The 25639-nt window shown below is 54.4% G+C and carries 21 protein-coding genes; 13 read left to right on the top strand and 8 right to left on the bottom strand.

The features are described 5' to 3' along the window. Nucleotides 1-78: 78 nt before the first annotated feature. Nucleotides 79-483: a GNAT family N-acetyltransferase gene (locus ACQ9LF_RS13465; protein ID WP_462489936.1), complete on the bottom strand. Its 405-nt coding sequence runs from the start codon at nucleotides 481-483 to the stop codon at nucleotides 79-81. A gap of 367 nt (nucleotides 484-850) precedes the next feature. On the opposite strand from ACQ9LF_RS13465, the gene ACQ9LF_RS13460 reads away from it, so the two are divergent. The 7 genes from ACQ9LF_RS13460 (at nucleotide 851) to ACQ9LF_RS13430 (ending at nucleotide 10862) form a co-directional block, all read left to right on the top strand. Further along, nucleotides 851-2053, top strand: a complete 1203-nt coding sequence (locus ACQ9LF_RS13460) for a PQQ-binding-like beta-propeller repeat protein (protein WP_462489935.1) — start codon at nucleotides 851-853, stop codon at nucleotides 2051-2053. A 134-nt stretch (nucleotides 2054-2187) separates the two neighbouring features. Further along, entirely contained in the window at nucleotides 2188-2907 is a 720-nt protein-coding gene (locus tag ACQ9LF_RS13455; RefSeq protein WP_462489934.1) for a hypothetical protein, read from the top strand. Further along, nucleotides 2897-4435, top strand: a complete 1539-nt coding sequence (locus ACQ9LF_RS13450) for a radical SAM protein (protein WP_462489933.1) — start codon at nucleotides 2897-2899, stop codon at nucleotides 4433-4435. Before ACQ9LF_RS13455 ends, ACQ9LF_RS13450 begins: the two co-directional genes overlap by 11 nt. Beyond that, nucleotides 4428-6101 (top strand): polyprenyl synthetase family protein, encoded by a 1674-nt coding sequence (locus ACQ9LF_RS13445; RefSeq protein ID WP_462489932.1) that lies wholly within the window; start codon nucleotides 4428-4430, stop codon nucleotides 6099-6101. Before ACQ9LF_RS13450 ends, ACQ9LF_RS13445 begins: the two co-directional genes overlap by 8 nt. Further along, complete coding sequence (locus tag ACQ9LF_RS13440; protein ID WP_462489931.1) at nucleotides 6094-6948, top strand: prenyltransferase/squalene oxidase repeat-containing protein; 855 nt, start codon at nucleotides 6094-6096, stop codon at nucleotides 6946-6948. Before ACQ9LF_RS13445 ends, ACQ9LF_RS13440 begins: the two co-directional genes overlap by 8 nt. Further along, nucleotides 6941-8773, top strand: coding sequence for a prenyltransferase/squalene oxidase repeat-containing protein (locus ACQ9LF_RS13435; RefSeq protein WP_462489930.1), 1833 nt, complete (start codon nucleotides 6941-6943; stop codon nucleotides 8771-8773). Before ACQ9LF_RS13440 ends, ACQ9LF_RS13435 begins: the two co-directional genes overlap by 8 nt. A gap of 193 nt (nucleotides 8774-8966) precedes the next feature. Beyond that, entirely contained in the window at nucleotides 8967-10862 is a 1896-nt protein-coding gene (locus ACQ9LF_RS13430) for a LamG domain-containing protein (protein ID WP_462489929.1), read from the top strand. 123 nt (nucleotides 10863-10985) lie between these two features. On the opposite strand, the gene ACQ9LF_RS13425 is transcribed toward ACQ9LF_RS13430, so the two are convergent. From ACQ9LF_RS13425 to cysC, 4 genes are read right to left on the bottom strand one after another with little or no spacing between them, the layout of a single operon-like run. Then, nucleotides 10986-11762: a 3'(2'),5'-bisphosphate nucleotidase CysQ gene (locus tag ACQ9LF_RS13425; protein WP_462489928.1), complete on the bottom strand. Its 777-nt coding sequence runs from the start codon at nucleotides 11760-11762 to the stop codon at nucleotides 10986-10988. Further along, nucleotides 11762-13561 carry a GTP-binding protein gene (locus tag ACQ9LF_RS13420; protein WP_462489927.1) on the bottom strand — a complete coding sequence of 600 codons (1800 nt, stop codon included), beginning with the start codon at nucleotides 13559-13561 and terminating at the stop codon, nucleotides 11762-11764. Before ACQ9LF_RS13420 ends, ACQ9LF_RS13425 begins: the two co-directional genes overlap by 1 nt. A 26-nt stretch (nucleotides 13562-13587) precedes the next feature. Beyond that, the gene (cysD, locus tag ACQ9LF_RS13415) at nucleotides 13588-14469 is read right to left on the bottom strand and encodes a sulfate adenylyltransferase subunit CysD (protein ID WP_462489926.1); all 882 of its coding nucleotides are present in this window, start codon (nucleotides 14467-14469) and stop codon (nucleotides 13588-13590) included. 8 nt (nucleotides 14470-14477) lie between these two features. After that, nucleotides 14478-15017 (bottom strand): adenylyl-sulfate kinase, encoded by a 540-nt coding sequence (gene cysC, locus ACQ9LF_RS13410; protein ID WP_462489925.1) that lies wholly within the window; start codon nucleotides 15015-15017, stop codon nucleotides 14478-14480. A gap of 206 nt (nucleotides 15018-15223) precedes the next feature. Here cysC and ACQ9LF_RS13405 point away from each other — a divergent pair, with 206 nt between their 5' ends. The 5 genes from ACQ9LF_RS13405 to metX all read left to right on the top strand — a co-directional run bounded on the left by ACQ9LF_RS13405 (nucleotide 15224) and on the right by metX (nucleotide 21107). Beyond that, nucleotides 15224-15706, top strand: a complete 483-nt coding sequence (locus ACQ9LF_RS13405; RefSeq protein WP_462489924.1) for a ferritin-like domain-containing protein — start codon at nucleotides 15224-15226, stop codon at nucleotides 15704-15706. A gap of 33 nt (nucleotides 15707-15739) precedes the next feature. Beyond that, on the top strand, nucleotides 15740-17449 hold the full coding sequence (locus tag ACQ9LF_RS13400; RefSeq protein ID WP_462489923.1) for a 2-oxoacid:acceptor oxidoreductase subunit alpha: 1710 nt from the start codon (nucleotides 15740-15742) through the stop codon (nucleotides 17447-17449). A gap of 86 nt (nucleotides 17450-17535) precedes the next feature. Continuing rightward, nucleotides 17536-18402, top strand: a complete 867-nt coding sequence (locus ACQ9LF_RS13395; RefSeq protein ID WP_462489922.1) for a thiamine pyrophosphate-dependent enzyme — start codon at nucleotides 17536-17538, stop codon at nucleotides 18400-18402. Nucleotides 18403-18559: 157 nt separating this feature from the next. Further along, on the top strand, nucleotides 18560-19225 hold the full coding sequence (locus ACQ9LF_RS13390) for an NAD(P)/FAD-dependent oxidoreductase (RefSeq protein ID WP_462489921.1): 666 nt from the start codon (nucleotides 18560-18562) through the stop codon (nucleotides 19223-19225). 76 nt (nucleotides 19226-19301) lie between these two features. Beyond that, the gene (metX, locus tag ACQ9LF_RS13385) at nucleotides 19302-21107 is read left to right on the top strand and encodes a homoserine O-acetyltransferase MetX (RefSeq protein ID WP_462489920.1); all 1806 of its coding nucleotides are present in this window, start codon (nucleotides 19302-19304) and stop codon (nucleotides 21105-21107) included. Nucleotides 21108-21286: 179 nt separating this feature from the next. On the opposite strand, the gene aroE is transcribed toward metX, so the two are convergent. From aroE to ACQ9LF_RS13370, 3 genes are all read right to left on the bottom strand, one after another. After that, nucleotides 21287-22825 (bottom strand): shikimate dehydrogenase, encoded by a 1539-nt coding sequence (gene aroE / locus ACQ9LF_RS13380; protein ID WP_462489919.1) that lies wholly within the window; start codon nucleotides 22823-22825, stop codon nucleotides 21287-21289. Nucleotides 22826-22871: 46 nt separating this feature from the next. Continuing rightward, nucleotides 22872-23087: a hypothetical protein gene (locus ACQ9LF_RS13375; RefSeq protein ID WP_462489918.1), complete on the bottom strand. Its 216-nt coding sequence runs from the start codon at nucleotides 23085-23087 to the stop codon at nucleotides 22872-22874. Between the two features lie 98 nt (nucleotides 23088-23185). Beyond that, entirely contained in the window at nucleotides 23186-24106 is a 921-nt protein-coding gene (locus ACQ9LF_RS13370; RefSeq protein ID WP_462489917.1) for a redoxin domain-containing protein, read from the bottom strand. 355 nt (nucleotides 24107-24461) lie between these two features. Here ACQ9LF_RS13370 and ACQ9LF_RS13365 point away from each other — a divergent pair, with 355 nt between their 5' ends. Continuing rightward, the gene (locus tag ACQ9LF_RS13365; protein WP_462489916.1) at nucleotides 24462-25232 is read left to right on the top strand and encodes a DUF2817 domain-containing protein; all 771 of its coding nucleotides are present in this window, start codon (nucleotides 24462-24464) and stop codon (nucleotides 25230-25232) included. The last annotated feature ends 407 nt before the right edge of the window (nucleotides 25233-25639 follow it).

The following is a 25639-nucleotide window of genomic DNA, read 5'->3' as shown; positions in this document are numbered from 1 at the left end:
TCAAGGCTTCTTATCTATGGATGTGTTCCTGCCGTGCAGCGGTTTGACAGGCAGGTCAAAACGGATTGTGATGGCGAATTAACAGGGGTGTTGCTGAATATCCATCGCCATCATGACATGCCCAATCCCGGCCTCCTCGAATTCCTCCCCATATCGAACAAAGCCGGCCTTTTCATAAAATCCAACCGCATGGGTCTGAGAGGACAGATAAAAATGCCGAAGTCCGTTGTCTTTGCCGTACTGGATTAAGGCCTCCAGAATCCTGCGACCCACGCCGGTTCCGCGATAGGCCGGCAGTATCGCCATCCTGCCGATTTTGCCCTTCGGGTCGATTCGGCCCGTACCGATCGGCCTGTTTCCATCGCAGGCCAGGACATGTCTGCACAGCGGGTCATTTTGTCGGACACACAACATTATTGGCTGAACTCTATCCGGGTATATCTGAATGCCTCTGTTTTCGGATTCACGCCATCTTGTATCCATATTATCTTTGGATTTATTCAAAATATTTCTAAAAAAGTGAGCAAAATATCCTCTGAATTCGACATATATTAAACTGGGCTGAGGGAGGCCCACGGGAAGCAATTCCCGACCGAGTTGGTTGTTTTACTACGAAATCTAAACTACGAACTGTCGCAAAGGAGGAGCCAAGACAAAATACCAAACGAAGCCAATTTCCCATTTTACTTTTCTTTTATTTGTATGATCAAACGCTGACTCGTTGCCTGCCTGCGGTGCAAATTTTTGGTAATTTTATATCTCTATTTTGCGTCCTTGCTGGTAAACTAATCGGACTAAACATCGTATAAGACAGGGTTATACCAATAAAACATATATTTCAGGAGTTGTTATGAAGGCAATACATATCATTGTCGCAATGGTTCTGTTGGTTATGATGTCGATGGCTGCCTTTGCGGCCGACTGGCCGAACTGGCGCGGCCCGAATTGGAATGGGATTTCTGCCGAAAAAGACTGGGATCCCCTGGCCGTGAACGGAGCCAGCCCGCTCTGGAAAGCTGAAGTGGGGATTGGTTTTTCGACCATGGTCGTCGCCGATGGCAAACTGGTTACCATGGGCAATGTCGACAAAAAGACCGATGTGGTCTGGTGTCTCGATGCCAAAACCGGCAAGCTGCTCTGGAAAAAAGAGTATCCCGAACCGTTAAAGGATAATTTATACGAAGGCGGCCCCAACGCCACCCCGACGATTGCCGATGGGAAGGTTTATACCCTTAGCAAAAGCGGCAAAGTCTTCTGCCTGAATCTTCAGGATGGCTCGATCATCTGGAATCGTGAATTGGGTATTAAAGTTCCGGAATGGGGCTTTGCGGGATCGCCGTTCATTCTGGGGGATTTGCTTATTTTAAACGTGTCTGAAAGTGGAGCCGCCTTGAATAAAAACAATGGCGACACTGTCTGGCAGGGCCAGGATAAGCCAGCAGGCTATGCTTCTCCTGTGAAAATGGACCTCCATGGTTCTACGCAGCTTGTGATTTTCGGTGCCGAACAGGTCCATGGTGTCGATCCCAAAACCGGTGCGGTAGCCTGGTCGTATCCGTGGAAAACCAACTATGGCGTCAATGCCTCCGACCCGATTGTCCAAGGAGAGGAAATCTTCCTGACCTCCGGCTACAATTTTGGCTGTGGTCTTATCCGGCTCCAGGCTGGCAAGCCGATCAAAGTCTGGCAGAATAAGAACATGCGATCCCAGCTTTCCGGGCCGGTCGTCATCGACGGATTTATCTACGGGATTGACGATGCCCAGCTGGTCTGTCTGGACTGGAAGACCGGCGACAAGAAATGGTCAGAGCCGTCAGTCGCCAAAGGCACCCTGATGGCCGCCGACGGCAAGCTGATTGTGCTGAGCGAAAAAGGCAAGCTGATCATTGCTGTGGCCAGCCCGGAAAAATTTGAACCCATCGCCTCAGCCCAGGTTTTGGATGGTCGCTGCTGGACGATGCCTACGCTGGCCGATAGCAAAATCTATGCCCGCAATGCCAGGGGCACGCTGGTTTGTATCGATGTAGCTCAAACCAAAGCCGCCTCTCGCTGATATGGGGGCGTGGTGGTGACAGCCCATACGGAGAGCTTCCGGGAGTCTGCGGCGTATGCGTTTCGGGCCGCAGTCAAAAGGTCCGAGGGGTGTATTCGATTGTGGTCTGATTATGTCCGAATGGAATCCAATTGATGAGCAAGCTGATTTTCTGTCAATGCAAGAAGGCTGCGATTGTCCCGGATGCGGTTCGTGATGCTCTGGCTGAGTGGCTTGGACGCAATCCCATTGCCTGTGAGGTGGTTGAGGATTTGTGCGGCCTGGCAGCCAATCATGATGACCGACTGGCCCGGTGGGCACAGCAGGAAGGTCTGGTTGTGGCAGCCTGTTATGAGCGGGCGGTGCGGTGGCTGTTTGCAATGGCCGGGGCGGAACTGAAAAGCGATGTTCGTGTGTTCAATCAGCGTGTGCAGACGGCACAGGAGATTGTCGCTGGGCTTGAGGCCATGCATCTGCCGGCCGGGCCGCAAAACGCCAGTGCCGCCGGACAGTGGGTGCCATGGTTTCCGGTTATCGATTACAGCCGGTGCCTTAATTGCCGGCAATGCTATAATTTTTGTCTGTTTGGTGTGTATGCGGTGGATGCGGACGGCAGGGTGCAGGTGAGTAAGCCTGCCAACTGCAAAACGGGCTGTCCGGCCTGTGCCCGGGTGTGTCCTGCGGCGGCGATTATCTTTGCAAAATATACCGAAAGTCCGTTCAATGGCGATGCGGTCGATGAACAGAAGCTGGCACAGCTTCGCCAGTCCAAAGATTTTAAGAATATGTCTCCCGAAATGATGCAGCGGTTGATTCGTGCCCGCATGGGGCAGCGAGCCGACGCGACCCAGACCCATAAAAAGCATGACCTATAAAGCATTACAACCCGCCGTTGTATTGGTGGCTGACCGTACGCTCAGTGCCCGGTATCGCGTTTTGTTTGAAGGCATTTTTGCCACGATGCAGACGACGCAGGTGCCTGAACCGGCGATGCGGTATTTTGTTGCACCGCCGGCTCGGACGGATGAACAGGGGCGGGCGTTGACGGCGCCGCTGGGCTTGCGGCGGGTGGAGGCGTCGCTGGTCGAGACGCTGGGACTGAAGGCTGAGGATGTGGTCTGCACGACGCCTGAACAATTGGAAAGTCTGCTGGGGCCCTGGACGAAAATCGTTGCCGTCAGTTCCAGCGACCCGCTGGGGATGGGGATGAGCAATACCACCACGACCAATTTCTGGTCGGGGGAACTGTATACGCGCCGCTGGACGCGGCAACTGCTGGAGCAGATTGGTCGGGCCAAAAGCAAATACCATTTCACGGTTGTTGGCGGCGGGGCGGGGGCGTGGCAGTGGAAGCGGTATGATGACCCGACGGCGGCTGCAGTCTTGGATGTGATTTATGAAGGCTATTTTGAAGGAGATGGGCCGGGCCTGTTTCGGGATATTCTGGATGGTAAATCAGTACCGCCTTCTGTCTGCTGCGACAAAACGTGCGCTGCGGGAATTCGCCCGATTCGCAGTGCGTCGCTGATGGGTATTGTGGAGCTGTCGCGCGGGTGCGGACGCGGATGCAAGTTCTGTACGATTGCCGCCAAAAAAATGGAACACCTGCCGCACGAGACCATCCTGGCGGACTTGCAGACCAATGTTGCCGGCGGAGTATGTTCGGCAGTCAGCGGCAGTGAGGATTTTTTTCGGTATGGTGCCCAGGGTGTCCGGCCGGAGTTTGAAAAGCTGCGCGGTCTGCTGGAACAGATGCGGCAAATTCGCGGCCTGTCGTTTATGCAGTTGGATCATGCCAATATATCGAGTGTGGCCCAGATGACCGATGACCAATTGCAGGAGGTTCGCCGGCTGCTGACGTGGGAAAAGCCGACTGATTTTCTGTGGGTCAATATGGGTGCGGAGTGTGCCAATGGTCATCTGGTAGCGGCCAACTGCCCGGGCAAGCTGGCACCCTATCGTGCGGAGGACTGGGAAGAATTGCTGTATTCCACCGCGGAACGGATGACCCGCAACGGGTATTTTGGCGTGTTCAGTCTGGTGCTGGGGCTGCCGGGCGAGACGCCGGGGGATGTCCAGCGGACGCTGAAGTTTGTGCGTTTTCTGGAAAAGCAGAACGCGGTGGTTTTTCCGGTGTTTTTCGAGCCGCTCAGTCCGGAACAGATTCAGGCGGGCTATCGGTTTACGCTGGATAAAATGACGGCGGCTCATCTGGAATTGTATCGAAGCTGTTATGAGATTAATTTCCGCCAGGTGCCGCGGCTGTTTTTTGATAATCAGCGGGCCGGCGGGGTGCCGTGGATCAAACGTGCGGCGATGCAGATACTCGGCAAAACCGAGGTCTATTCCTGGCGTAAGACATTCAGGCGACTGGGTCAGAAACTGGCGGCTGCTCATGGATAAACTGCAATTACATATCCCACTGCATCAACCGGTTGGGGCTGATGTCCCGGCGGATAAGGCGGTGCGCGATCGGCTGAAGGCTGCCTGCCGTGATATCACAGAACAGCGGGGGCTGGTCGGGCCGCTGTCGCTGGATGCGCTCAAATCGATTGCCGCCCAGGTTCTGGCCCAGATTGGGCTGAGTGAACAGTATCTGAAATTCGCCGTTGTGGTGTTGAATAATGAAGTGTATCGCAAGGCGTTGTCGAGGGTGCCATACGAAAAACGGCTGCTGTTATTGCCGCGGTGCATGCGGGATGAGAGGGTCTGCAAGGGGCAGTTCGATGAAATCGGTCTGCTGTGCCGCGGGTGCGGCGGGTGCGGGATTGATGCTCTGACCCAGTATGCTCAGCGGCTGGGGTATTCAGTGCTGGTGGCTGAAGGGTCACCGGTGGTGATGGGACTGCTGGAAGCCGGCGGGATAGAGGCGGTGGTTGGCGTCAGTTGTCTGTCGATGCTGGAAAAGATGTTCCCGTATATGGAAGCGGCAGCGTTTCCCGGTGTTGCGATACCCCTGCTGTATGACGGCTGTGTGCGGACGGCATTCGATGCCGACTGGCTGATGGACTTTCTGGAATCGACGGATGAGGACGATGCAGGCCGGCTGGACCTGCGGCAATTGCGTCAGCAGGTGCAAGCCTGGTTTGAGCCGGAGGCGCTGGCCCCCTGGATGGGGCGATCGCGGGGGCCGGTTGAAAAAGCGGCCATAGAGTGGCTTGCCCTGGCGGGAAAGCGGTGGCGGCCTGCCCTGGCGGCGGGGGTGTGGGCGGCGTTGACCCGGACCGAGGCGCATGCCTTGCCCCAGACGATTCAAAAGACTGCGGTTGCGGTGGAATGTTTTCACAAGGCCTCGCTGATTCATGATGATATTGAGGATGGGGACGATTTCCGCTATGGTCAAAAGACGCTGCATGCCCAGATGGGTGTGCCGATCGCACTCAATGTGGGTGATTATCTGATTGGGCTTGGGTATCAACTGCTGGCGGAGCTGGAGGTGGAGGCGGCGGTTCGTGCGGCGATGCTGTCTGCGGCGGCCCAGGGACATCGGGTTTTGTGTCTGGGGCAGGGGGCGGAGCTGGATTGGATGCGTCATCGTCAGCTGTTATCGAGGCAGGATGTGCTGCATATCTTTGAGCAGAAGACTTCACCTGCGTTTGAGGTGGCGCTGAAACTGGGGGCGATCCTGGCGGGGGCGGATCAGGGTCTGCTTGATACACTCGCCCAGTTTAGCCGCTACATCGGGCAGGCGTATCAGATTCGGGATGACATTCTGGATTGGATGTCTGCGGAGTCGGGCAGCGATACACAGACGGCGCGACTTTCGATTGTCAAGGCCATTGCTCTGGAAAAAGCCGTTGGGTCCGATCGGGATAAGCTGATGGATGCCTGGTCCGGCAGGGTCACGGGAATGGATGCACAAAATCTGTGCAGGACCTTATTTGACACATATCACGTGATTGCTGAAGCCCGGGGGGTACTGGGTGATTTTGGCCGGCAGGCGAGGGAGTGCCTGGAGGCGATTTCCTGCGGCGGCCTGAAGGTCTTTTTGCGCCGTGTGCTGGCCAAAATTCTGGATGAACTGGGAGAGCTGTCCTGTTGTGAGGACTATTCGCCAAGACATGATTGAGGCCCTGGGCAGGGGGCTGAGGGCGGCGGGAAAGGATCGGGACAAGATACTGAGCTATCTGGGGAGCCTGCAGAATCCGGATGGAGGATTTCGCGGACGCAGTGCGGCCAGCGATTTGTATTATTCGGTATTTGCGACAGAGCCTTTGCTGACGGCAGGCCAAGGCTGTGATGAGAAGGCATTGGCTGGTTATCTCCAAACCATCGATGCATCGCGATTGGATTTTATTCATCTGTGCTGTCTGATTCGGCTGCTGGGCAATCTGAGTCTGCTGGATGGGGCGATGGCGGGAATGCTTCAGGAGTGTCTGGAGCGATTCCGCTGTGGGGATGGTTGTTTTCATCATGCCGAGCCGGCAGCCCGGGGGTCGATCTATGGAATGTTTATGGCGATGGGGGCCTGTCAGGAATTAGGTTGCGAGTTGGATTCTGGCCGGGTGGGGCATTTTGTTCATTCATTTCAGAATGACGATGGTTCCTTCTGCAATGATAGGGAAACCTCGATGGGTACGGTTCCGGCGACGGCGGCGGCGATGGTGATGCTGCTGCAGGCCGGCTGCGGAGTGCATCCGGCCTCGGTTGAGTGGCTGTTGTCCTGTATGACCGACGCCGGCGGGATGGCGGTCAGCCCTGTGATGCCGGTTGCGGATTTACTCAGCACGTCAACGGCACTGCATTCGCTGCGGCTGGCCGGCGTTGACCTGGGACCGTTGCGTCAGAAGGCACTGCGATTTGTGAACCATTGTCTGACAGAAAGCGGCGGTTTTCAGGCTCATGAATTTGACCCGGCGGTCGATAGTGAATATACGTTTTATGGCATTCTGGCTTTAGGAAATCTCGGTGAATGATATTTTAAAACAGCAGGTGGCTTCTTTGTATCAGGCCTGTGCGGCTGAGCTGCTGGCGGAACGGACTCCCCTGGGCTTTTGGGAAGGGCGTCTTTCGTCCAGTCCGCTGGCCACAGCGGTTGCGGCTTTTGCGTTGTTTAAGGTGAATCCGGATCGGTATAGCAGATGGATTGAAAAGGGATTGGAATGGTTGTCGCGGACCCAGAACCCCGATGGCGGGTGGGGGGATACTGAGGGTGCCGATCCGAGCAATCTGAGTACGACGCTGCTGTGCCGGGCAGCGTTTTATGGATGCCGGGCAATTGGACCCTATGAGGTTACTCTGAACAAGGCTGAGCGGTGGATTGGGGCTACCGTTGGTTCGCTGGCCCCGAAAGCGGTTGTTGAGGCTGTCTATCGCAGGTACGGTCAGGACCGCACGTTTGCGGTGCCGATTCTGACGATGTGTGCGCTGTCGGGCAGTCTTGGTCCCGAAGGATGGCGTTCCGTGGTTGCGTTGCCGTTTGAGCTGGCGATGTTGCCGCGATGTCTTTTTCGATGGCTGAAACTGTCGGTGGTCAGTTATGCCCTGCCGGCTTTGATTGCGATGGGACAGGCCAAGTATTATTTTGATCCGCCGGGCAATGTTGTTGTGCGTTGGATTCGCGGGATTGTGCGGCTGCCGACGCTGCGATTTCTGGAACGACTGCAGCCGAATAACGGAGGCTTTCTGGAGGCGGCGCCGCTGACGGGATTTGTGACGATGTGTCTTGCAGCGACGGGTCTGGCGAATGAGGGCGTTGCCCGCAAGGGGGCGGAGTTTTTGCTGCGGTCAGTTCGTCCGGATGGGAGCTGGCCCATCGATACCAACCTGGCGACGTGGGTGACGACTCAGGCGGTCAAGGCTTTTGGGGATGATATCGAAACAGTGGTATCGGGTTCTGAACGCAAGCAGCTTGTTGAGTGGCTGCTGGGCCAGCAGTTCAGGCGAGTTCATCCCCTGACCGGGTCAGGGCCGGGGGGGTGGGGCTGGACGAATCAGCCAGGTGCGGTGCCGGATGCGGATGATACGGCGGGGGCACTGGTGGCGTTGTATTATCTGGATCGGAATCGGCCGGATGTTCAGGCAGCGGCACAGGAGGGGGTGAACTGGCTGCTGAATCTTCAAAATAGTGATGGGGGGGTTCCTACCTTTTGCCGGGGGTGGGGTCAACTGCCATTTGACCGGAGTTGTCCGGATATTACGGCTCATGCGATTCAGGCCTGGTCGCTGTGGCAAACAAAGCTTTCTTTGTCGCTCCAGAAACGATTGCAGGGTGCGATTGCCAAAGCACTGCGGTATTTAGCAGATCATCAGCGGAAGGATGGGGCCTGGCTGCCGTTGTGGTTTGGTCATCCGTTTGCTCCAGAGCAGGCTAATCCGGTGTATGGCACGGCCCAGGTCGTGGACGCTCTATTAACCAGGAATCAGCCTGTTGATTCTGTGGTTGGGGCACTGATAGCACCCTCCATAAAGTGGTTATTATCGGAACAGAAAAAGGATGGTTCCTGGGGGGCTGGGGCAGTGGGGACAGCGGAGGAAACCGCCCTGGCGGTTAGAGCACTTGGGTCCTATATGAGGCAAAACCAGATTGATTATGACGCCATTAAGCAGGCTATTGGCCGGGGGCTGAGGTGGTTAATGGATTCGGGGCATCAAACCGACAAAGCGGCTCCAATCGGGTTGTATTTCGCGAAACTGTGGTATTATGAAAGACTTTATCGGTCTATATTTACTCTTTCTGCATATCATGCCGGACTGAATCAGCCGGATGTTGGGGCAGGGAAACGATTTGGGAAAAATTAATAATTGCTTAATTATGCTGGCATTTCATTCGATTATTTTTATATTATAGGACGCAACTGCCCCTGTCAGGTACTGATCTGAATTGACCCGTACGATTGTGTTTCCTATAGTTTACTTGGTAACACAGAAACAATCATTATATGGGGTGGTTTTGAACAGCGAAAGCTGTTGACCGCAGTACGGGACAATGAAGATGAAAAAGGAATGGATGTTAGTCATATTAACGATTATTGCTTCGGCCTTTTCGCGAGCAGAGACGATTCAGGCCAATCAATATGCGATCTGGGGTATTAGTGATGATGAAATCGTTATCCCGGAAGGCTTTGTGATTACGGAAGCGGTATTAACCATCACCGAAGTGACCCCTCAAGATACGCACTACTATGTTCATCTGTTAGACAACACCAATCCTGGATTTCAGCGTACGACCACGACCGAACAGGGCAATGATTTTGAAGGGTATGGCGTACCCCTGCAGGGTGCCTTTGAAGACGGCAATCTGGTATTTCGTTTCAGTCAAAATAATGATGCGCAGTCGCGGATGTGGACGGTGTATGCCAATCCCTGTACCCTGCGTCTGGCTAATGCTTCGACGGTATCGCTTTCTTCGTCGATTCTGGAGCTGATGGAATATGCCGGAAACGGCAAGGGGTTTGGGATTGGCCTGGATAAGGAATACGACGGCCAGTCGTTTGCATTTCAGGATATGACTCTGGTGTTAACCCTTCAATCCTATAGTACCGTTTCTGCTGCTCAAACGCTGACTTTCAGCTACGAGACGGAAACCGATTATACGCGGGTTCCCGGCCTGGCCGGTTACTGGAAACTGGACGAAAGATGGGGGTCGGCTGAGGTGGAAGATTTTGGCCCCAACGGTGCATCCGGCGTGGCGAGTGCTGCCACGTCCTCGTTATCTGCCGAAGGCGATTTTGATGGAGGGTTTCAATTTGATGGTACCCAGAGTGTGACGATTGCCGACCATGATGGGCTGGATATGGGGACCGATGACTTTTCGATTTCCTTTTCCTTCAAGCTGGACAAGTTCAATCCTGCGGCTGCCTGGAATACGGTGTTGAGCAAGGGGGCTCTGGCGACGCGGGGGGCGTATTATGGGATGTATGTGGCCCGCAATAGCAAGCTGTATTTTATGGTTGGCGGGACGAGTCAATATGCCTGCTCGAACTTTGCGTTGAATGACGGGTTGCTTCATCATATTGTTGCGATGAGGGCCGGAGGCAATCTGGTGCTGTATGTTGATGGTGTGATGCAGGACAAAATCGGGGTGTATGCCGGGACGGTATCGAATGAGTCGGATCTGATGATTGGGGGAGATGGTACGAAGGGGGGGAATTTCTGCGGTGTGCTGGATGAAATTCGTATCTACCAATATGCGCTGACCGCAGAGGAGATTTACGATCTGACGGTGGATTCTGTGGGGACGCGGTTTGGGCTGGTCAGTGCCTGGAAGCTGGCGGATAACAGCGGGTCTAAAATCGTGGCAAACTCGGTTGTGTCTACGGCCAGAGGAACGTGTACGGTGAAAACATCGTCGCTGTATACCGATCAAGGATTTCGGTTCACGGGTACTCAGCGGGTGGCTGTTGCGAATAAAACGTTTTTGAATATGGGGACGGAAGATTTTTCGATCGCGCTGGCGATGAAACTGGATGAGAACCAGGCCATCAGTGGATGGAATGCGTTGCTGGCCAAGGGGCGGATTGCTGCAACCGGAGCTTTTTACGGGGTGTATGCCGGCAGTGATAAGCGCGTGTATTTTATGGTTGGCGGCAGCGACAATTACGCCTGTTCGGATCAGCCGCTGGATGATGGTCGATTCCACTCCATTATAGCCATGCGTTCGGGCGGTCAATTGGTGTTGTACGTGGATGGTGTGGCTCAGAGTCAGACGGGATTTTTTGACGGATCGGTGACCAATCGGGTGTCGCTGCAGATTGGAGGCGATGGTGTTGCGGGGCGGAATTTCTATGGCGTGCTGGGTGATATTCGGTTGTACAAATGTACGTTGCCCGCAGACCAGATTGATCAGATCCAGGCTGAGATTATGGCCGGACGGCTGGAGCAGGAATAACTGTTCCTGCCTGAATACATCGTGAGGTCGGACGTGGCGGGGGTTTTCATGCAGCGGTTATTGGGTTTTGTGAGGCCAACACGTTTCGGGGTTGAAGCGGTACTGACGGGGGAGTATTCTCATTTAGTGTCCACAGAAGGGGTGGAGCAGTGTGTACAGGGCTTGTCCGCATGCGGTGAATCCATCCATTAAGGTGTTGTGGCGGTTAAAGAGTCTGTTGGGGTCGTTTTTGATTTGCGTTGTGCCGCCGCCTGCGGCGACCAGTGCAGCGCCTGCCGCGACATCCCATTCGTTTTTAGGAGCCAGACTAATTGTTGCATCAGCCAGGCCTGCGGCTACCTGGGCCAGTTTGTAGGCAATCGAGCCGCAGGGGACGATTGTGAATGGTGCCGATTCGAGCGGTTTCCACAATCCTTTGCGGATTTCGCTGCGGCTGGCCAATACGCGTGCTCCTGCCAGTGTTGTTTTGTCCGTGGCTCGGGCGGGGGTGCCGTTGAGGGTTACGCCGGTGTCGAGGGAGCCGAGAAAAAGCTGTCCGGCCGGGGGATTCAAGATGCCGCCTGCGACCGGTTTGCCCTTGACGACCAATCCCACCGAAATACACCACTCCGGAATCCCCTCGACGAATTCCCGTGTGCCGTCTATGGGGTCCACAATCCAGACACGTTGTTTGTTTAATCGATCGGGATTGTCCGCCGTTTCCTCGGAAAGCCAGCCTTCGCCAGGTCCCAGCAGCATTTCTTTGAGGACTTTGTCCAGGGCAAAATCGGCTGCAGTGACAGGGTCTCCGCCGGCTTTTTTTTCGGCTGCGATGCGTCCCGGTGTAAATGCCGAAACGACCTTTGCCGCTTCAGCAAGGGCTTCCTGGATTCGCATCAAGTCTTTTTCAAGGCTATCCACTAGATCAAGATTCCCTTCTGTTTCAGGAAAGAGAGGACTGCGTGGACGTTTGCTTCGGGGGTTTCACTGCGGCTCAGGACCAGTGATGTTTCGATGTCTGTCGGCTCGTCACCCAGCCAGATGACTTCAATTAAGTCGCTGTCGACGGTGTTTTGGATGATGCGCAGATCTTCCTGCGTCAGGCCGATAGCAGTCACCACCAGAATCAGTCCGCTTTCGAGCATCAGGTTGGCGACTTCACCCAGACGCCGCAGGTGTTCGGGGCGGTGGGGCTGGTCGATGCCGGGTTTTTTAATATCGGCATCGACGCCATACAAGACGTTGGCAATGCCCATGAAGAAAACGAATCGTCCTTCGCTGAATAATGTCTGTTCGATGGCCCGGGCCAGAGCCTTTTTGCCGATGTTTTGTCTGCCGGTGATAATGACCAGACAGGGCCGCTGTCGATAGGCCTGCTGGCGCTGGTCGCGTGAAATCTCGCTTAAGGCCCACTTTTGATTGCGCCGCATGACGTAGTCACGGAGGTTTTCCTGGGCGTCGGGGAGGGCCTTGCGGACGATGCCTCCGCCACGAATTTCATAGTCATCGACAATGACAAATCGTCCTGTTCCTTCGATGACATCTGCCGGGTCGAAGGCAATGGCCCTGGCCGTCCGCAGGATGCAGTCGGCGACGTTGTGATAATTGACCTGCTGGCAGGATTGTTCGGCGGCCATCTGGGCGGCGTCGAGCGTTCTGAGAATCTCTTCGACGACCATCGGCTGACGTGCGGTGCCGATTTTCAGGATATATTCCTTATTTTTAACCAGGGGCTTTTTGCCCATCCAGAACAGGCTGACCTGCAGACGGGTGCTGACCTGGGGGGCGGGCTGGCCGGCTCTGGCGGCGATCTGGCCTCGTGCGATATAGATCTGGGTCTGGAGGGTTAGTGCCGCTGCGGTACCCGCTTCGAATTGCTGGGGGATTTCGGCGTTAAACTGTTCCAATGTCTTGACGATACTGCTTTTGCCGGAGGGATAAAAGATGAGTTCGTCGCCCACTCGGACGTTACCGCTTTCGACGGTTCCGGCGACAATCCGCCGTTTGTCGCCGGCAGCGGTGAATTTGTACACATCCTGCACCGGCATCCGGAAGGGCTTATGCAGGGGGGCGGGTTCCTTGACGAATGAGTCCAGTGTTTCCAGCACGGTCTTGCCCGTGTACCACGGCATTTTCCCGCTGCGGGCAGCAATGTTATCACCCTGCATGCCGCTGATGGGGATAAAAGTTCCCGCTAAGCCGGTCTGGCCGAGGAACTTGCCGTATTCGGTTGTGATCTTCTCAAATATCTCTTTGCTGTAGCCGACCAGGTCCATTTTGTTGACCAGCACCACCAGCTGACGAATTCCCAGCAGCGACAGCAGGTATCCATGCCGCCGGGAGTTTTCCTGAATGCCTTCTTCGGCGTCAATGACCAGGAGTGCCGCCTCTGCGTGTGAAGCGCCGGTTACCATATTTCGCAAAAACTCGATATGTCCGGGGGCATCAATAATAATGTAGTACCGTTTTGCGGTTTTGAAAAAGATGCGGGCCGCGTCGATGGTGATGCCCTGCGACCGCTCGTCTTTGAGTGCATCCAGCAGGAAGGCGTATTCGAAGGGCTTGCTGTTGCGCCGACACATTTCCTGAATCTGCTGCAGTTTACCCTGGGGCAGTGAATCCGTATCCGCCAGCAGTCTGCCGACGATGGTACTCTTGCCGTGATCGACATGTCCGACAATCACGATATTGAGCCGCTCTGTTAATGCCTGATTATCCATAGTGTATTTTGAGTGTATGTCAAGGCTTACATGTATCCTTCGCGTCGCAGGGTTTCCAGTCCGCCGCCGTCTTCGGCGTCCTGGGCTCGTCCGCTGCGTTCAGCGATGTTTTTCAACTGACCGCTTCGCAGTTCTTCGATGATTTCTTTGGGATTTTTCGCCTGCGACTGGATGGGGGACGTACACGGCGAGCATCCCAGCGAGCGATACCGCTTGCCGTCGCCCTGGTCATAATACAGCGAAACCGTCGGGATGTGTTCCCGTTCGATATATTCCCAGATGTTTAATTCCGTCCAGTCCAGCAGCGGATGTATCCGCACGTGGGTACCGGGTGCGAAATCCGTTTTGTATTGATTCCAGAATTCCGGGGGCTGGTCGGCGATATCCCAGTCGCTGTTGGTATCGCGTGCTGAAAAATAGCGTTCCTTGCTGCGGCTGCCTTCTTCATCGGCCCGCAGTCCGACAATCACACCGGTAAAGGGTTCGGTGTTGCTGTCCAGTTCGTATTGGTCGGCGGCATGATTGAATCGGTATCGCGGCCAGTCTCCGGCCAGGGTATGCTTGAGGGCCTCGGTTTTGAGCAGCCGACAGCAGGTCAGCCGGTCGGCGTTGCCGTCAGGAAAGGTTTTCTTGTCGGCCAGGGCCTGCGCATTGACGCCATAAATCATATCCAGTTTCCATTGGCGGGTCAGCCTGTCGCGGTAGGCAATCATCTCCGGGATTTTATAATGGGTATCGATATGCACCAGCGGAAAGGGTACATGTCCCAGAAAGGCCTTGCGTGCCAGCCACAGCAGGACGGTACTGTCCTTGCCGATGGACCACAGCATGCACAGGCTCTTGAAGCAGGCATACGCCTCGCGAAGGATATGAACGCTTTGATATTCCAGTTGATCCAGATGATCCATAGTCGCCTTTATAAATAGCGTTGTATGTAATCCAGAATTATTTTTTCCGACTGGTCGATGCTCTGCTGGTCGGTCTTGACAGTGATTTCAGGATGCAGCGGCTGTTCATACGGGTCATCCAGGCCGGTAAAGGATTGAATCTGGCCGGCCATGGCCTTTTTGTAAAGTCCCTTGACATCGCGTTGACGGCAGGTGTCCAGGGAAGCATCCACAAAGATTTCCACGAAGTTTTGACACAGCTTGCGGACAAAGTCCCGAGCTTCCCGGTAGGGTGAGATGAAGGATGCCACGACAATGACGCCGTGATGCTCCAGTCGGCTGGCCATATAGCCGACTCGCTTGATGTGTTCATCGCGGTCTTTGCGGGAAAACCCCGTGGCGGGAAACGCCGCACGCAGACTGTCACCATCGAGCCGTTCGACGGGACGGCCAGACTTGGCTAAATAGTCATAAACCCTGTCGGCCAAAGTACTTTTACCGGCGCCCGAAAGCCCGGTAAACCATAGCACAAAGGCCGGTTTTTCATGTGGTTGTGAGGTTTTATTCATCGTCGTTGATTCGTCTCAATTATCATTGCACACAATACCAGACTTTCTTAGCAATTACAATCCTGTATGTCTTTTTCTGAGCATTAAGCTGTCGACTAAAAGTATCCAGAACTCGGACGTGAAAATAAAAACCCGTTGAATCGGTTGTGTTTTTCCGCTATGATGACCCCGTTGACGATTTGATCCTTCAATGGAAAGGGAACGCTATGGATATCTTTGCCTTTGCGATGAAGATGGAACAAGACGGCGAAACCTTTTATCGGGAGCTTGCCCAAAAAACACCCCATAAAGGGGTTGCCAATATCCTCGAAATGCTGGCCGATGAGGAGGTCAAGCATTACAAGGCCATCAAAGCCATTCAGGGCGGTTCGCATACGATGTCTGAAACGGATGTCGTGGGCCGGGCCAGGAATATTTTTCAGCGGCTTCGCGAATTTGGCGATACATTTGATACGGCAACGGATGAAATTCATCTGTATCGGCAGGCGATGAAGCTGGAAAAGCAGAGCGAGGATTTTTATCTGGATCAAGCCGACCAGGTCACGGAGCCGGGTCAGAAGCAATTGTTTTTACAGTTAGCGGGTGAGGAGAAAAAGCACTATTATCTGCTCGAGAATATCGTGGATTTTGTCTCCCGTCCCCAGCACTGGCTGGAAAACGCCGAGTTTTTCCACATGGAAGATTATTAACATTTCAATCCCCATCGATTTTGGGAGGGCAACGTGGCACGCGGAAATGATTATTCGATAGTTCTGACCGGCCAGGCCGGGATGGGTGTCCAGACGGTCGAACAGCTTTTGATGCAGGTCTTCAAGCTGGCCGGGTTTCACATTTTTGCAACCAAGGAATATATGTCCCGTGTCCGGGGCGGAATGAATTCGACGTTGATTCGGGTCGGCGCCAAGCCCGTCCGGGCCTGTGTGGACCGCATCGACATCCTGATACCCCTCAACAAAGGCGGCATCCGGCACGTCGAAAGGCGGCTGTCCCCCGACACGCTGATTCTGGCCGAAAAGGAAATCTTTGAGGACCGGGCTGATTTTGGCCAATTGAATATCATCGACATTCCCTTTACGCAGATTGCTACGGGTCTTGGCAATAAGATTTATTCGAGTGTCGTTGCCGTTGGGGTGCTTGCGGCCCTGTTTGAGATTGAGCTGTCGGTGCTGAGCGATTTTATCACCCAACGCTTTGCCGGCAAAGACGAGGCGATTGTCTCGGGGAACCTGGCCGCCGCACGGGCGGGTTTTGAGCACGGCAAACGCATTGCCGCCCAAGAGCATCTGCAATTTCCCCTGCGTCCCGACGTTGCCGCCAAAGGCCGGATGCTGGTTAGCGGGGTGGAGGCCCTCGGTCTGGGGGCTGTTGCCGGCGGATGTAATTTCATCGGCGCTTATCCGATGTCGCCTTCGACGGGACTGCTGCAGTTTCTGGCCAAACATGCCGACACCTTCGGGATCGTCGTCGAACAGGCAGAGGATGAAATCGCCGGCATCAATATGGCCATCGGGGCCTGGTACGCCGGAGCTCGAGCTGTCGCCAGTACCTCCGGCGGAGGCTTTGCCCTGATGACCGAGGGGCTTAGCCTGGCCGGGATGATCGAAAGTCCGCTGGTTGTTCATATTGCCCAGCGTCCCGGCCCTGCGACCGGCCTGCCCACCCGCACCGAGCAGGGGGATCTGGAGCTGGCTCTCTACGCCGGCCACGGCGATTTCCCCCGTGCGATCCTCGCCCCCGGCAGCGTTGAGGAGGCTTTTTCGCTGATGCGTCAGGCGTTTGATATGGCTGACAAGACCCAGTCGCCGGTCTTTGTGCTCAGCGATCAGTATTTGGTGGATACCTATTATACGGTCGAACGGTTTGACGTGTCCGCCTGCAAAACCAGCCCGCAGATTATCAAGTCCTTCCGCGAATATCAGCGGTATGCCCTGACTGACAACGGGCTGTCGCCTCGTGCCGTCCCGGGCTATGGCGATGGTCTGGTTGTCGTCGATAGCGATGAGCACGACCCGCAGGGCCATATCACCGAAGACCTTGATCTGCGGGTCAAGATGGTCGATAAGCGGCTAAAAAAATTCGCCCTTCTTGAACAGGCCGCCATCGCCCCGACACTATGGCCCAACCTGAATTACGCCAAGCTGGTCATCTGCTGGGGATCCACTCAGCCGGTCGTCGAAGAGGCGATTGCCCGCCTGGGTCGTGTTGATGTAGCCATGCTGCATTGCGGACAGGTCTGGCCGATTCACCCGGCGGTGGCTGACTACGCCCGCCGGGCCGAAAGGGTCATCTGCATCGAAGGCAACGCTACAGGCCAGTTTGCCAAGCTCCTCAAGCTCCATAAGAACATCAAAATCGACCACCAGATCCTCAAATACAACGGCCTTCAGTTTTCGGTTGAGGAAGTGATGGAAAAACTGTCGGGGATTATTTAGGCAGTGAAGTGGAATGTGATGGCGGACAGGGGTATCGGGTTTGTGGAACACATAGGTATCTTGATAACCATGAGGCTTGAATAACAATGGATACAAAAGCATTTGATATGGGCAATATTGACATCGCATGGTGTCCGGGCTGCGGGGACTTTTTGATTTTGAAGGCCCTCAAGCAGGCGCTGGCGGAACTGGATATCGCCCCGGAGCATTTAGTGATGGTCTCGGGTATCGGGCAGGCTGCCAAGATTCCCCATTATCTCCGCTGCAATGCCTTCAACGGCCTGCACGGGCGGGCACTGTCACCGGCCTTTGCCATTCAGGTCAGCAACCCGCAACTGACCGTCATCGCCGAAAGCGGCGACGGCGACATGTACGGCGAAGGCGGCAACCACTTTATGCATACCATCCGCCGCAACCCCAAAATCACCAACATTGTCCACAATAACATGGTCTATGGTCTGACCAAAGGCCAGGCCTCGCCGACCAGCCGCCGCGGCTTTGTTACCCCCGTCCAGGTCAACGGTGTCATCGCCGAGCCGTTCAATCCGCTGGCCGTGGCCATTGCCCTGGACGCCTCCTTTGTCGCCCGCGTCTTCATCGGGGATCAGGAAAAGACCAAGGAAGTCCTTAAAAAAGCCATCACCCACCCCGGCTATGCCCTTGTTGATATTCTCCAGCCGTGTGTGTCCTTTAATAAGGTCAATACCTTCCAGTGGTTTAAGGACAATACGTATTACCTTGAAGGCAGCTACGACCCGCACAGCCGCGAAGAGGCCTTCAAGCGGGCCTGCGAGGAATTCCGCGGCGGCAAGCTGCCGCTGGGCATTTTCTATATCAACACCAGCAAGAAGCCCTATCACGAGCTGATCAATACCTACAAGGCTGACAAACGCCCCCTGTATCAGCGAACGCCGGACTATCAGGCCCTCCAGACCCTGATAAATTCCTATTGATTTTTTCAGCATTGTACTTATAGTAGCTCACAATCAAGAAGCTGTTTTTTGCTGCGCGTTTTCGCAGGGAAACGTGATTTTCAATCACCGCGATAAACGGCACCTTGCAGATGATTTCAGTGCACCATAATCTAAAACCTAACATTCAGGAGACACGATGCTTCAAGATGGCGATAAAGGCGTAATCATTCAGCGCGATAAACAGACATATGCAATTGCTCCGCATTTACCCTGTGGTGTGGTCACTCCCGATACGCTCCGCAAGCTGGCCGACGTTGCGGATAAATATCATGTTGCGGCTCTTAAAGTTACCAGTGCCGCCCGTATTGCCCTGGTGGGCATTCAGGAAGACCAGGTCGATGCCGTCTGGGCGGACCTGGGGCTTGCTCCGGGGGCAGCGATTGGTCTGTGTGTTCGCAGTGTCAAGGCCTGCCCCGGTACCACATTCTGCAAACGCGGCCAGCAGGACAGTCTGGGTATTGGGATGCTTCTGGACCAGAAATATCACGGGATGCAGCTTCCCGGCAAGCTCAAAATTGGCGTCTCCGGCTGCCCCAACGATTGCGCCGAGACCTGCATCAAGGATGTTGCCCTTATCGGAACTGCCAAGGGCTGGAAGGTAATGGTCGGCGGCAACGGCGGTGCCCGTCCGCGTCTGGCCCAGGAACTGGCCAAAGACGTCAGCACTGAAGAGGCGCTGGCGATTGTGGATCAAGTCATTCAGTATTATAAAACCCACGCTGACAAGAAGCACCGTCGGATCGGCGTCATGATTGATGAAATGGGACTGGACGCGTTCAAGAAAGCGGTTCTGGCCGGATAAGACAGCTTGGCTGTTCGCATTTTGCCGCTTTACAACCGCTTGACCCTGGATTATACTTTACAGGATGGAAAAAGACTTGAAAAACTCGGTCGGTATTGTTCAGACCCGCAAGATTCGGGTTGTGGAACAAGATGCGCCGCTGACCCTCAAAAGCGGCAAGACTCTGGGGCCGATTGATGTCGCCTATGAAACCTACGGTCAGTTGTCCCCGGAAAAAGACAATGCGATTCTGATTTGTCATGCTCTGTCAGGCAATGCCCATGTTGCCGGCTACAACAAACCCGACGATCGCAAGCCCGGCTGGTGGGATGCGATGGTTGGTCCCGGCAAGCCCATCGATACCAACGTCTATTTTGTCATCTGTTCGAATGTTCTGGGGGGCTGTTCCGGCACGACCGGGCCGTCTGATATCAATCCTGCGACAGGGATCCCGTATGGGCTGGACTTTCCGATTATTACCATCGAAGATATCGTCACGGTTCAGAAATTGATGCTCGAAAAGCTCGGTGTAACCCATCTGCTGGCGGTGGTTGGCGGATCCATGGGTGGGATGCAGGTTCTGCAGTGGGCCATCGCCTGGCCGGACTGGATCGACAGTGCGATTTGCATTGCCTCGACCACTCGGCTCAATGCCCAGTCGATCGCCTTTGATGCGGTTGGGCGCAATGCGATCCTTGGCGACCCAAACTTCAATAACGGCCAGTACCACAAGGCCGAACAGGGGCCAGCCCGGGGGCTGTCCATTGCCCGCATGATCGGCCACATTACGTATTTGTCCGAACAGTCCATGCGTGAAAAATTTGGCCGTGAACTCCGCAGTGCTGAACACTATCAGTATGACTTTAATTCCGAATTTTCGGTCGAAACATACCTGGATTATCAGGGGCAGACGTTTGTCGAGCGTTTTGACGCCAACAGTTATTTGTATATTACCAAGGCGATGGATTATTTCGACCTGAACCGGGAGTATGGCACGCTTCGCAATGCGTTTAATCGTGTTACCTGTCGGTTTCTGGTGATCAGCTTTTCCAGCGACTGGCTGTTTACGCCGGCCCAGTCTGAAGAAATTGTGGAGGCCCTGTGTGCCGAAGGCAAGGATGTGACGTATTGCAATATCTATTCACCCTACGGTCACGATGCCTTTCTGCTGGAATCGGCCTCACAGGATCGGCTTATTGCCGGATTTCTCGAATCGACGCTGGACCGGGTTCGCACCGGCTCGCGGTGCCTGTCCGAAAAGCACCCCTCCAAACAGCTTAAGACCATCGAGCGATCCAAGCGGCTTCGTGTCGATTATGAATTAATCAACAAGCTCATTACGCCTGACAGCCGTGTGCTGGACCTGGGCTGTGGTGATGGTGAACTGATGGCCCGTCTGATTCAGGACAAGCATATTACTGCCATTGGGATTGAACTTGAAGAAGACCTTGTGGTTCACACTGTCGAGCGGGGTTTGTCGGTTATTCACCGTGATATCGAACGGGGCCTGTCGCAGTTTCCCACCGATAGCTTTGATTATGTCATTTTGTCCCAGACGCTGCAGACGCTCCGTGACCCGGAAAAAGTTTTCAAGGAACTGCTTCGGATTGGTAAAAAGGTGGTGGTCTCATTCCCGAATTTTGCTCACTGGGCCTGTCGGATGCAGATGCTGCTGACCGGCCGTGCCCCCCAGCCCCGGCAGTTGCCGTTCCGCTGGTATAATTCGCCGAATATTCATTTTCTGTCGCTTAAGGATTTCGACGATTTCTGTGCCGAGCAGAATATTTATATTGAAAAGAAAATTCCCATTGGCCGTTCCAGTGCCATCGCGGTCAGACTGCTGCCGAATCTGCTGGCCTCTCAGGCGATCTATATTACCAGCAAGTATCAGAATGGGGCATAGTCCGTGGGCCTGAGTGCCTGATGTGGGGCTCTGCCCAAGGCATTCTGCTGGTCTTTTTCCGAGCGTGTCTTTTGGACTATAGCGGCTGGATGACAAATACTTCACCTGCAGCCAAGTGTTGCAAAGAGATGTTTTGCCAACCGCCTGCCTCACTCTGGTTTTCGATAGGAATCACATCATTAAGAATAGACCACACTGCGAATGGTGGCTTCGTCGGGTTCGCGGCCGGTGTAGATGCGGTATTGGGCCATGGCCTGGCGGATGAACATTTCGGTGCCGTTGACGACGCGGCAGCCTGCGGCGGCAGCTTCCTTGAGGAAGCGGGTTTCGCGCGGGGTGTAAATCGTGTCGAAGGCGGTCATGTGGGGTTTGAACAATTCTGCCTGCAGGGGTGAGGCGTCTACATTGGGGGCCATGCCGATACTGGTGCAGTTGATGACGATATCGGCGTCGAGGGAGGCCAGCGACTCAAGGCCTGCACTGCGGCAGCGGTATTCTTCGGCCAGGTGTCGGGCCTTGCTTTCGGTGCGGTTATAGATGGTTACTTCGGCGCCGGCATCGACCAGCCCGGCCACGACCGCCCGCGAGACTCCGCCGGCCCCGATGACGGCGGCCTTTTTGCTGTGGAGCTGGTGGCGTTCGATGCCAAGTGCCTCCGTCAGGGCGTCCATCGCCCCGATGTAGTCGGTGTTATAGGCGGTAATGATTCCATGACATCCGATTTTGAGTGTATTGGCGGCCCCGATAGTGACAGCCAGCGGCTCGACGTAGTCACCCTTATTGCGGGCATAGTTGATCGCGTGGGTCTTGTGGGGGATGGTAACGCTGAAGCCGGCGACATTCAGCCAGGGCCTGCGGAGCACGTTGTCCAGAAATGCGTCCAGCCCCTCACGCTCATCCTGCACCCAGAAGGGCAGATACAGGGCGTTGAGGTTGTCTTTGGTAAAGCAGGCGTTGAAAACGGCCGGACTGAGCGAGTGGCTGACAGGGTCGCCGATGACGCCGAGGATTTCGGTGCCTGGGTTGATGCTATCCCAGCGGAAGGATTGTTTGAGTTTCTGGACGGACCACTGGCCGGGCGCGGTGGCCTGCTGGTCGTCGAGTGCAGCGAAAGTCAGGAAAGCACCGAGCTTTTTGGCCAGTATCCGGCTGACGGCACCGGCCGGGCCCATCGCGAAAGTGATGGTGTCGGCGTCTTTGTCTTTGAGCAGGTCAAAGGCCTCAAAGCAATCATTGATGTGTCTGGCGGTGTAGATGAGCTTTGGGATGGCCTGCGGGCAGGTGGTGCGTATGGATTCATACAGCAGCGGCAGGTCGTCGAAGGTGCCCTCAAACTGGTGGGCCGACAGAATCAGCCGGGTTTGGGGACGGGCGGCCAGGGCGTCGAGAATGGCCGCCTTGGTGGGGCCGGTGAAGTTGGCGAATTCACAATCGACAAACTCGACGCCGGATTTGATGGCTTCGACGAGAATTTTGGTCCGGATTTTCTGTGACCAGGTGCCTATGCCGCCTTCGGCCTTATCCCGACAGGTCAGGATGGTCGGCAGGTGGCTCTGGCGGGCGGCCGCGAGGATGGGGGGGATGGCCTCCGGGGTCAGGTTGTCCAGATAATCGACCCGTAATTCGAGCATTTCGGCGCCAGCCTGAGAGGCCTGGGCGATCCGATGTTCGAATTGCGATAAATTCTGTCCAGAGATAGAAACTGCCAGATAAGTCATATCTAAAACTTATCTGGCAGTGTGTGAAACTTCAAGCAAAAAAGGGTTATGCCTTCTTTTGGTCGCCTTTATTTCCGTTGTCGCAGCCTTTTTCACCACCGCAACCTTCTTTATTTTCTTTGTTGCAGCAGCCTTTGTCTTTATTTTCTTTCTGGCAGGTGCCGCCGTCTTTGTTACAGCCGCAGTTTTGGTGACAAGCAGCTATCGCAGAGCTTCCGGCAACCATGAGAGCCACCAGCATTGTTATCAACCAAGTTCTCATTGTTCAATCTCCTAATTGTGAGGGGTTAATATCAAAAAGTACATCTGTTTCGTTGTTGACTCTACGGATACCCTAGTAAACAAGTTCGGTAATCTGGATTATTTTTCTGCAGGCGTCGGGGGATATTTTACCGAACATCCATAAGGCTTTACCCAAGGGGTGCTTACGGGTTTTTCGGCCAGCAGTTCATCGACGGTTTTTTCGACATAATTGACGTAGGTCTGGTTGGCAGGGGTCTTGCCCATGGGGGCGTTATCGGCCGCTCCATGATAGACGATCCGGCCTTTGGCGTCGATGACATAGACGTGCGGGGTGGTTTTGGCACTGTAGGCCTTGCCGGTCTTGCCGTCGGTGTCCAGCAGGATGTCGTAAGGCAGTTTATGCTGGGCGGCGAAGTCCTGGTTAGCTTTGGCGGTGGTGTAGTGGGTGCTGTTGACGGCAAACCAGACGACATCCTGTTTGGCGTATTTTTCAGCCAGTTTCTTAAATGTCTGGGCCTGGTAGTGAGCCTTGACGAATGGGCAGTCGTAGTTGAACCATTCGAGGACGACAATCTTGCCCTTGTAGTCGGCGAGCTTGACCTCTTTGCCATCCTGGTTGGTCAGGGTAAACAGCGGAGCGGCGTTGGGGTCTTTTTCGGCGGCTTTATCGGTGCCGATCTCAGCGTCGGCTGCGGCCAAAAAAGAACTGCCGCCGGCAGTTCCGTCGGCGGCAGGCTTGTCACCACAACCTTTTTTCTCCCCTCCACAGGCCGAGTCATCAGTCTGTACATTCGTCAGGTTTATGGCGGCTTTGTTTGTTTGATTCGTTTTTCCATCACATGCGGTCGTGTCATCTTTTTTCTTGTCGCAATCTGCATTATTATCGGTACTGCATGTGCTCAAGATTTGCGTCTCGGTCATGAACGCGGCTTTGTTATCTTTGTCTTTTTTATCGCCGCAGGTATCGGCCAATGATTGTGCAGTCAGCAGCAAAGCTCCTGAAAGCAGACCGACGATCCAGAGGTTTTTTGTCTTCATAGTTGGTTTCCTTTCACTGTCTGGGCGGATTTGGGCCGCCCGGTTTATTCCTTTTTCAAACAGCAATCGCTGATGATGTCTATATGCGCTGCTGGCTGGCGAAAAGTTCGGTAAAAAATGGCAAGTTGGTTCCATTTGGTTTGGTACTCGCTTTAAGTGATTGTCATTCCAGGAGATAAATAGTCTGTGAACCCGGGTCAATTGAACAAGCCAGGAGCAAGCCATGAAAATTACGAAATCTGTTGGGGGTGGGGGCTATTATTGAAGAGGAATTCTCTATCTTTACGATAACTAATAGATGTGTTTTTAGATGTTACGGAAAGGATATGCTGCAATGCTGTTGAGGAACGAAAAAATGAGAATTTCTGGCAAGGCTGTTAAGAGCTTGATTGGTTTTGTTCTATTCATCACAATAATTGGTTTGATGGCTGGGTGTACGGATCCGTACGCGCCAAAAATTGTCAGCCCTGTTGCAACGACGACGGAGATTATCGGACATTCGGTGCAGGGGCGGCCGATTGAGTGCCATCGGTTCGGGTCAGGGCCGGAGACGATATTGTTCCTGGCGTCGATTCACGGCAGTGAGCCGGCCGGGACGCCGCTGATGTGGAAGCTGATTGAGCAGATTCAGAAGGACCGGCGGCTGCTGAACGGCCGGACGATTCTGGTCATTCCGGTGGCCAATCCGGACGGGTATGCCGCACGGACGCGGGAGAATGTCAATGAGGTGGATTTGAACCGCAATTTCCCGGCGGATAACCGTATCAATATTACCGAATATGGGACACGGCCGCTGTCGGAGCCGGAGTCGAAGGCGCTGTATGATTTGATATTGCAGGCTCGGCCGGCGCGGGTGATCACCCTGCATCAGCCGCTCCAGTGCATTGATTATGACGGGCCGGGGCAGGCGATTGCTGAGAATATGGGGCGGGTGATGCCGCTGCCGGTGACAAAGCTGGGGGCGCGGCCGGGGTCGATGGGGGCATATGTGGGCGAGACGCTGGGGATTCCGATTATCACAGTCGAACTGCTGGCGACGGACCATCGGCTGACGGCCGATGAACTGTGGGCGCGGTACGGACGCGGGCTGGTGGCGGCGATTGTGTATCCGGAAGTGATGTATTGATTCAAGAACACAAGAACACAAGAACACAAGAACCTAAGAACTCAAGAACATAAGAATACAGGAATACAAGAAGGCAGGAATTGACGATTGTCGATTGCTGAGTGAGACACATTCCAATTGTCCATTTTCGATTATTCATTGGGGAAAGGGGAATAGAGGGTTCAAAATTGAGAATTGAGAAATACAACTCAAGGGCGGTGGCTTGGGCTGCTATTGGGCTGCGGGGGAAAGGGGCTAGATATTTCCGTTATCAGCTGTAGCGATAATCCGAAATTCCTAAACTTAGGATTGTTCGCAGAATAATGCTTTTAAAGCTTATATTCATCTGTTATAATCGAATTGGATCCAATCTAACGAGAAGTGTATTATTGTCGTTCGTTTTTTAGGGTGAAAAAAATGAAAATTAT

The organism is Anaeroglomus insulsum (assembly GCF_050689095.1).
GTDB classification, from domain to species: Bacteria; Planctomycetota; Phycisphaerae; order Sedimentisphaerales; family Anaerohalosphaeraceae; genus Anaeroglomus; species Anaeroglomus insulsum.
This window is presented reverse-complemented; position numbering and strand designations above follow the sequence as displayed.

Bases quoted from the DNA above. Each gene is read 5' to 3' on its own strand.
- ACQ9LF_RS13465 (WP_462489936.1), bottom strand. From the start codon at position 483: ATGGATACAAGATGGCGTGAATCCGAAAACAGAGGCATTCAGATATAC.
- ACQ9LF_RS13460 (WP_462489935.1), top strand. From the start codon at position 851: ATGAAGGCAATACATATCATTGTCGCAATGGTTCTGTTGGTTATGATG.
- ACQ9LF_RS13455 (WP_462489934.1), top strand. From the start codon at position 2,188: ATGAGCAAGCTGATTTTCTGTCAATGCAAGAAGGCTGCGATTGTCCCG.
- ACQ9LF_RS13450 (WP_462489933.1), top strand. From the start codon at position 2,897: ATGACCTATAAAGCATTACAACCCGCCGTTGTATTGGTGGCTGACCGT.
- ACQ9LF_RS13445 (WP_462489932.1), top strand. From the start codon at position 4,428: ATGGATAAACTGCAATTACATATCCCACTGCATCAACCGGTTGGGGCT.
- ACQ9LF_RS13440 (WP_462489931.1), top strand. From the start codon at position 6,094: ATGATTGAGGCCCTGGGCAGGGGGCTGAGGGCGGCGGGAAAGGATCGG.
- ACQ9LF_RS13430 (WP_462489929.1), top strand. From the start codon at position 8,967: ATGAAAAAGGAATGGATGTTAGTCATATTAACGATTATTGCTTCGGCC.
- ACQ9LF_RS13420 (WP_462489927.1), bottom strand. From the start codon at position 13,561: ATGGATAATCAGGCATTAACAGAGCGGCTCAATATCGTGATTGTCGGA.
- cysD (WP_462489926.1), bottom strand. From the start codon at position 14,469: ATGGATCATCTGGATCAACTGGAATATCAAAGCGTTCATATCCTTCGC.
- cysC (WP_462489925.1), bottom strand. From the start codon at position 15,017: ATGAATAAAACCTCACAACCACATGAAAAACCGGCCTTTGTGCTATGG.
- ACQ9LF_RS13405 (WP_462489924.1), top strand. From the start codon at position 15,224: ATGGATATCTTTGCCTTTGCGATGAAGATGGAACAAGACGGCGAAACC.
- ACQ9LF_RS13395 (WP_462489922.1), top strand. From the start codon at position 17,536: ATGGATACAAAAGCATTTGATATGGGCAATATTGACATCGCATGGTGT.
- ACQ9LF_RS13390 (WP_462489921.1), top strand. From the start codon at position 18,560: ATGCTTCAAGATGGCGATAAAGGCGTAATCATTCAGCGCGATAAACAG.
- aroE (WP_462489919.1), bottom strand. From the start codon at position 22,825: ATGACTTATCTGGCAGTTTCTATCTCTGGACAGAATTTATCGCAATTC.
- ACQ9LF_RS13375 (WP_462489918.1), bottom strand. From the start codon at position 23,087: ATGAGAACTTGGTTGATAACAATGCTGGTGGCTCTCATGGTTGCCGGA.
- ACQ9LF_RS13370 (WP_462489917.1), bottom strand. From the start codon at position 24,106: ATGAAGACAAAAAACCTCTGGATCGTCGGTCTGCTTTCAGGAGCTTTG.
- ACQ9LF_RS13365 (WP_462489916.1), top strand. From the start codon at position 24,462: ATGAGAATTTCTGGCAAGGCTGTTAAGAGCTTGATTGGTTTTGTTCTA.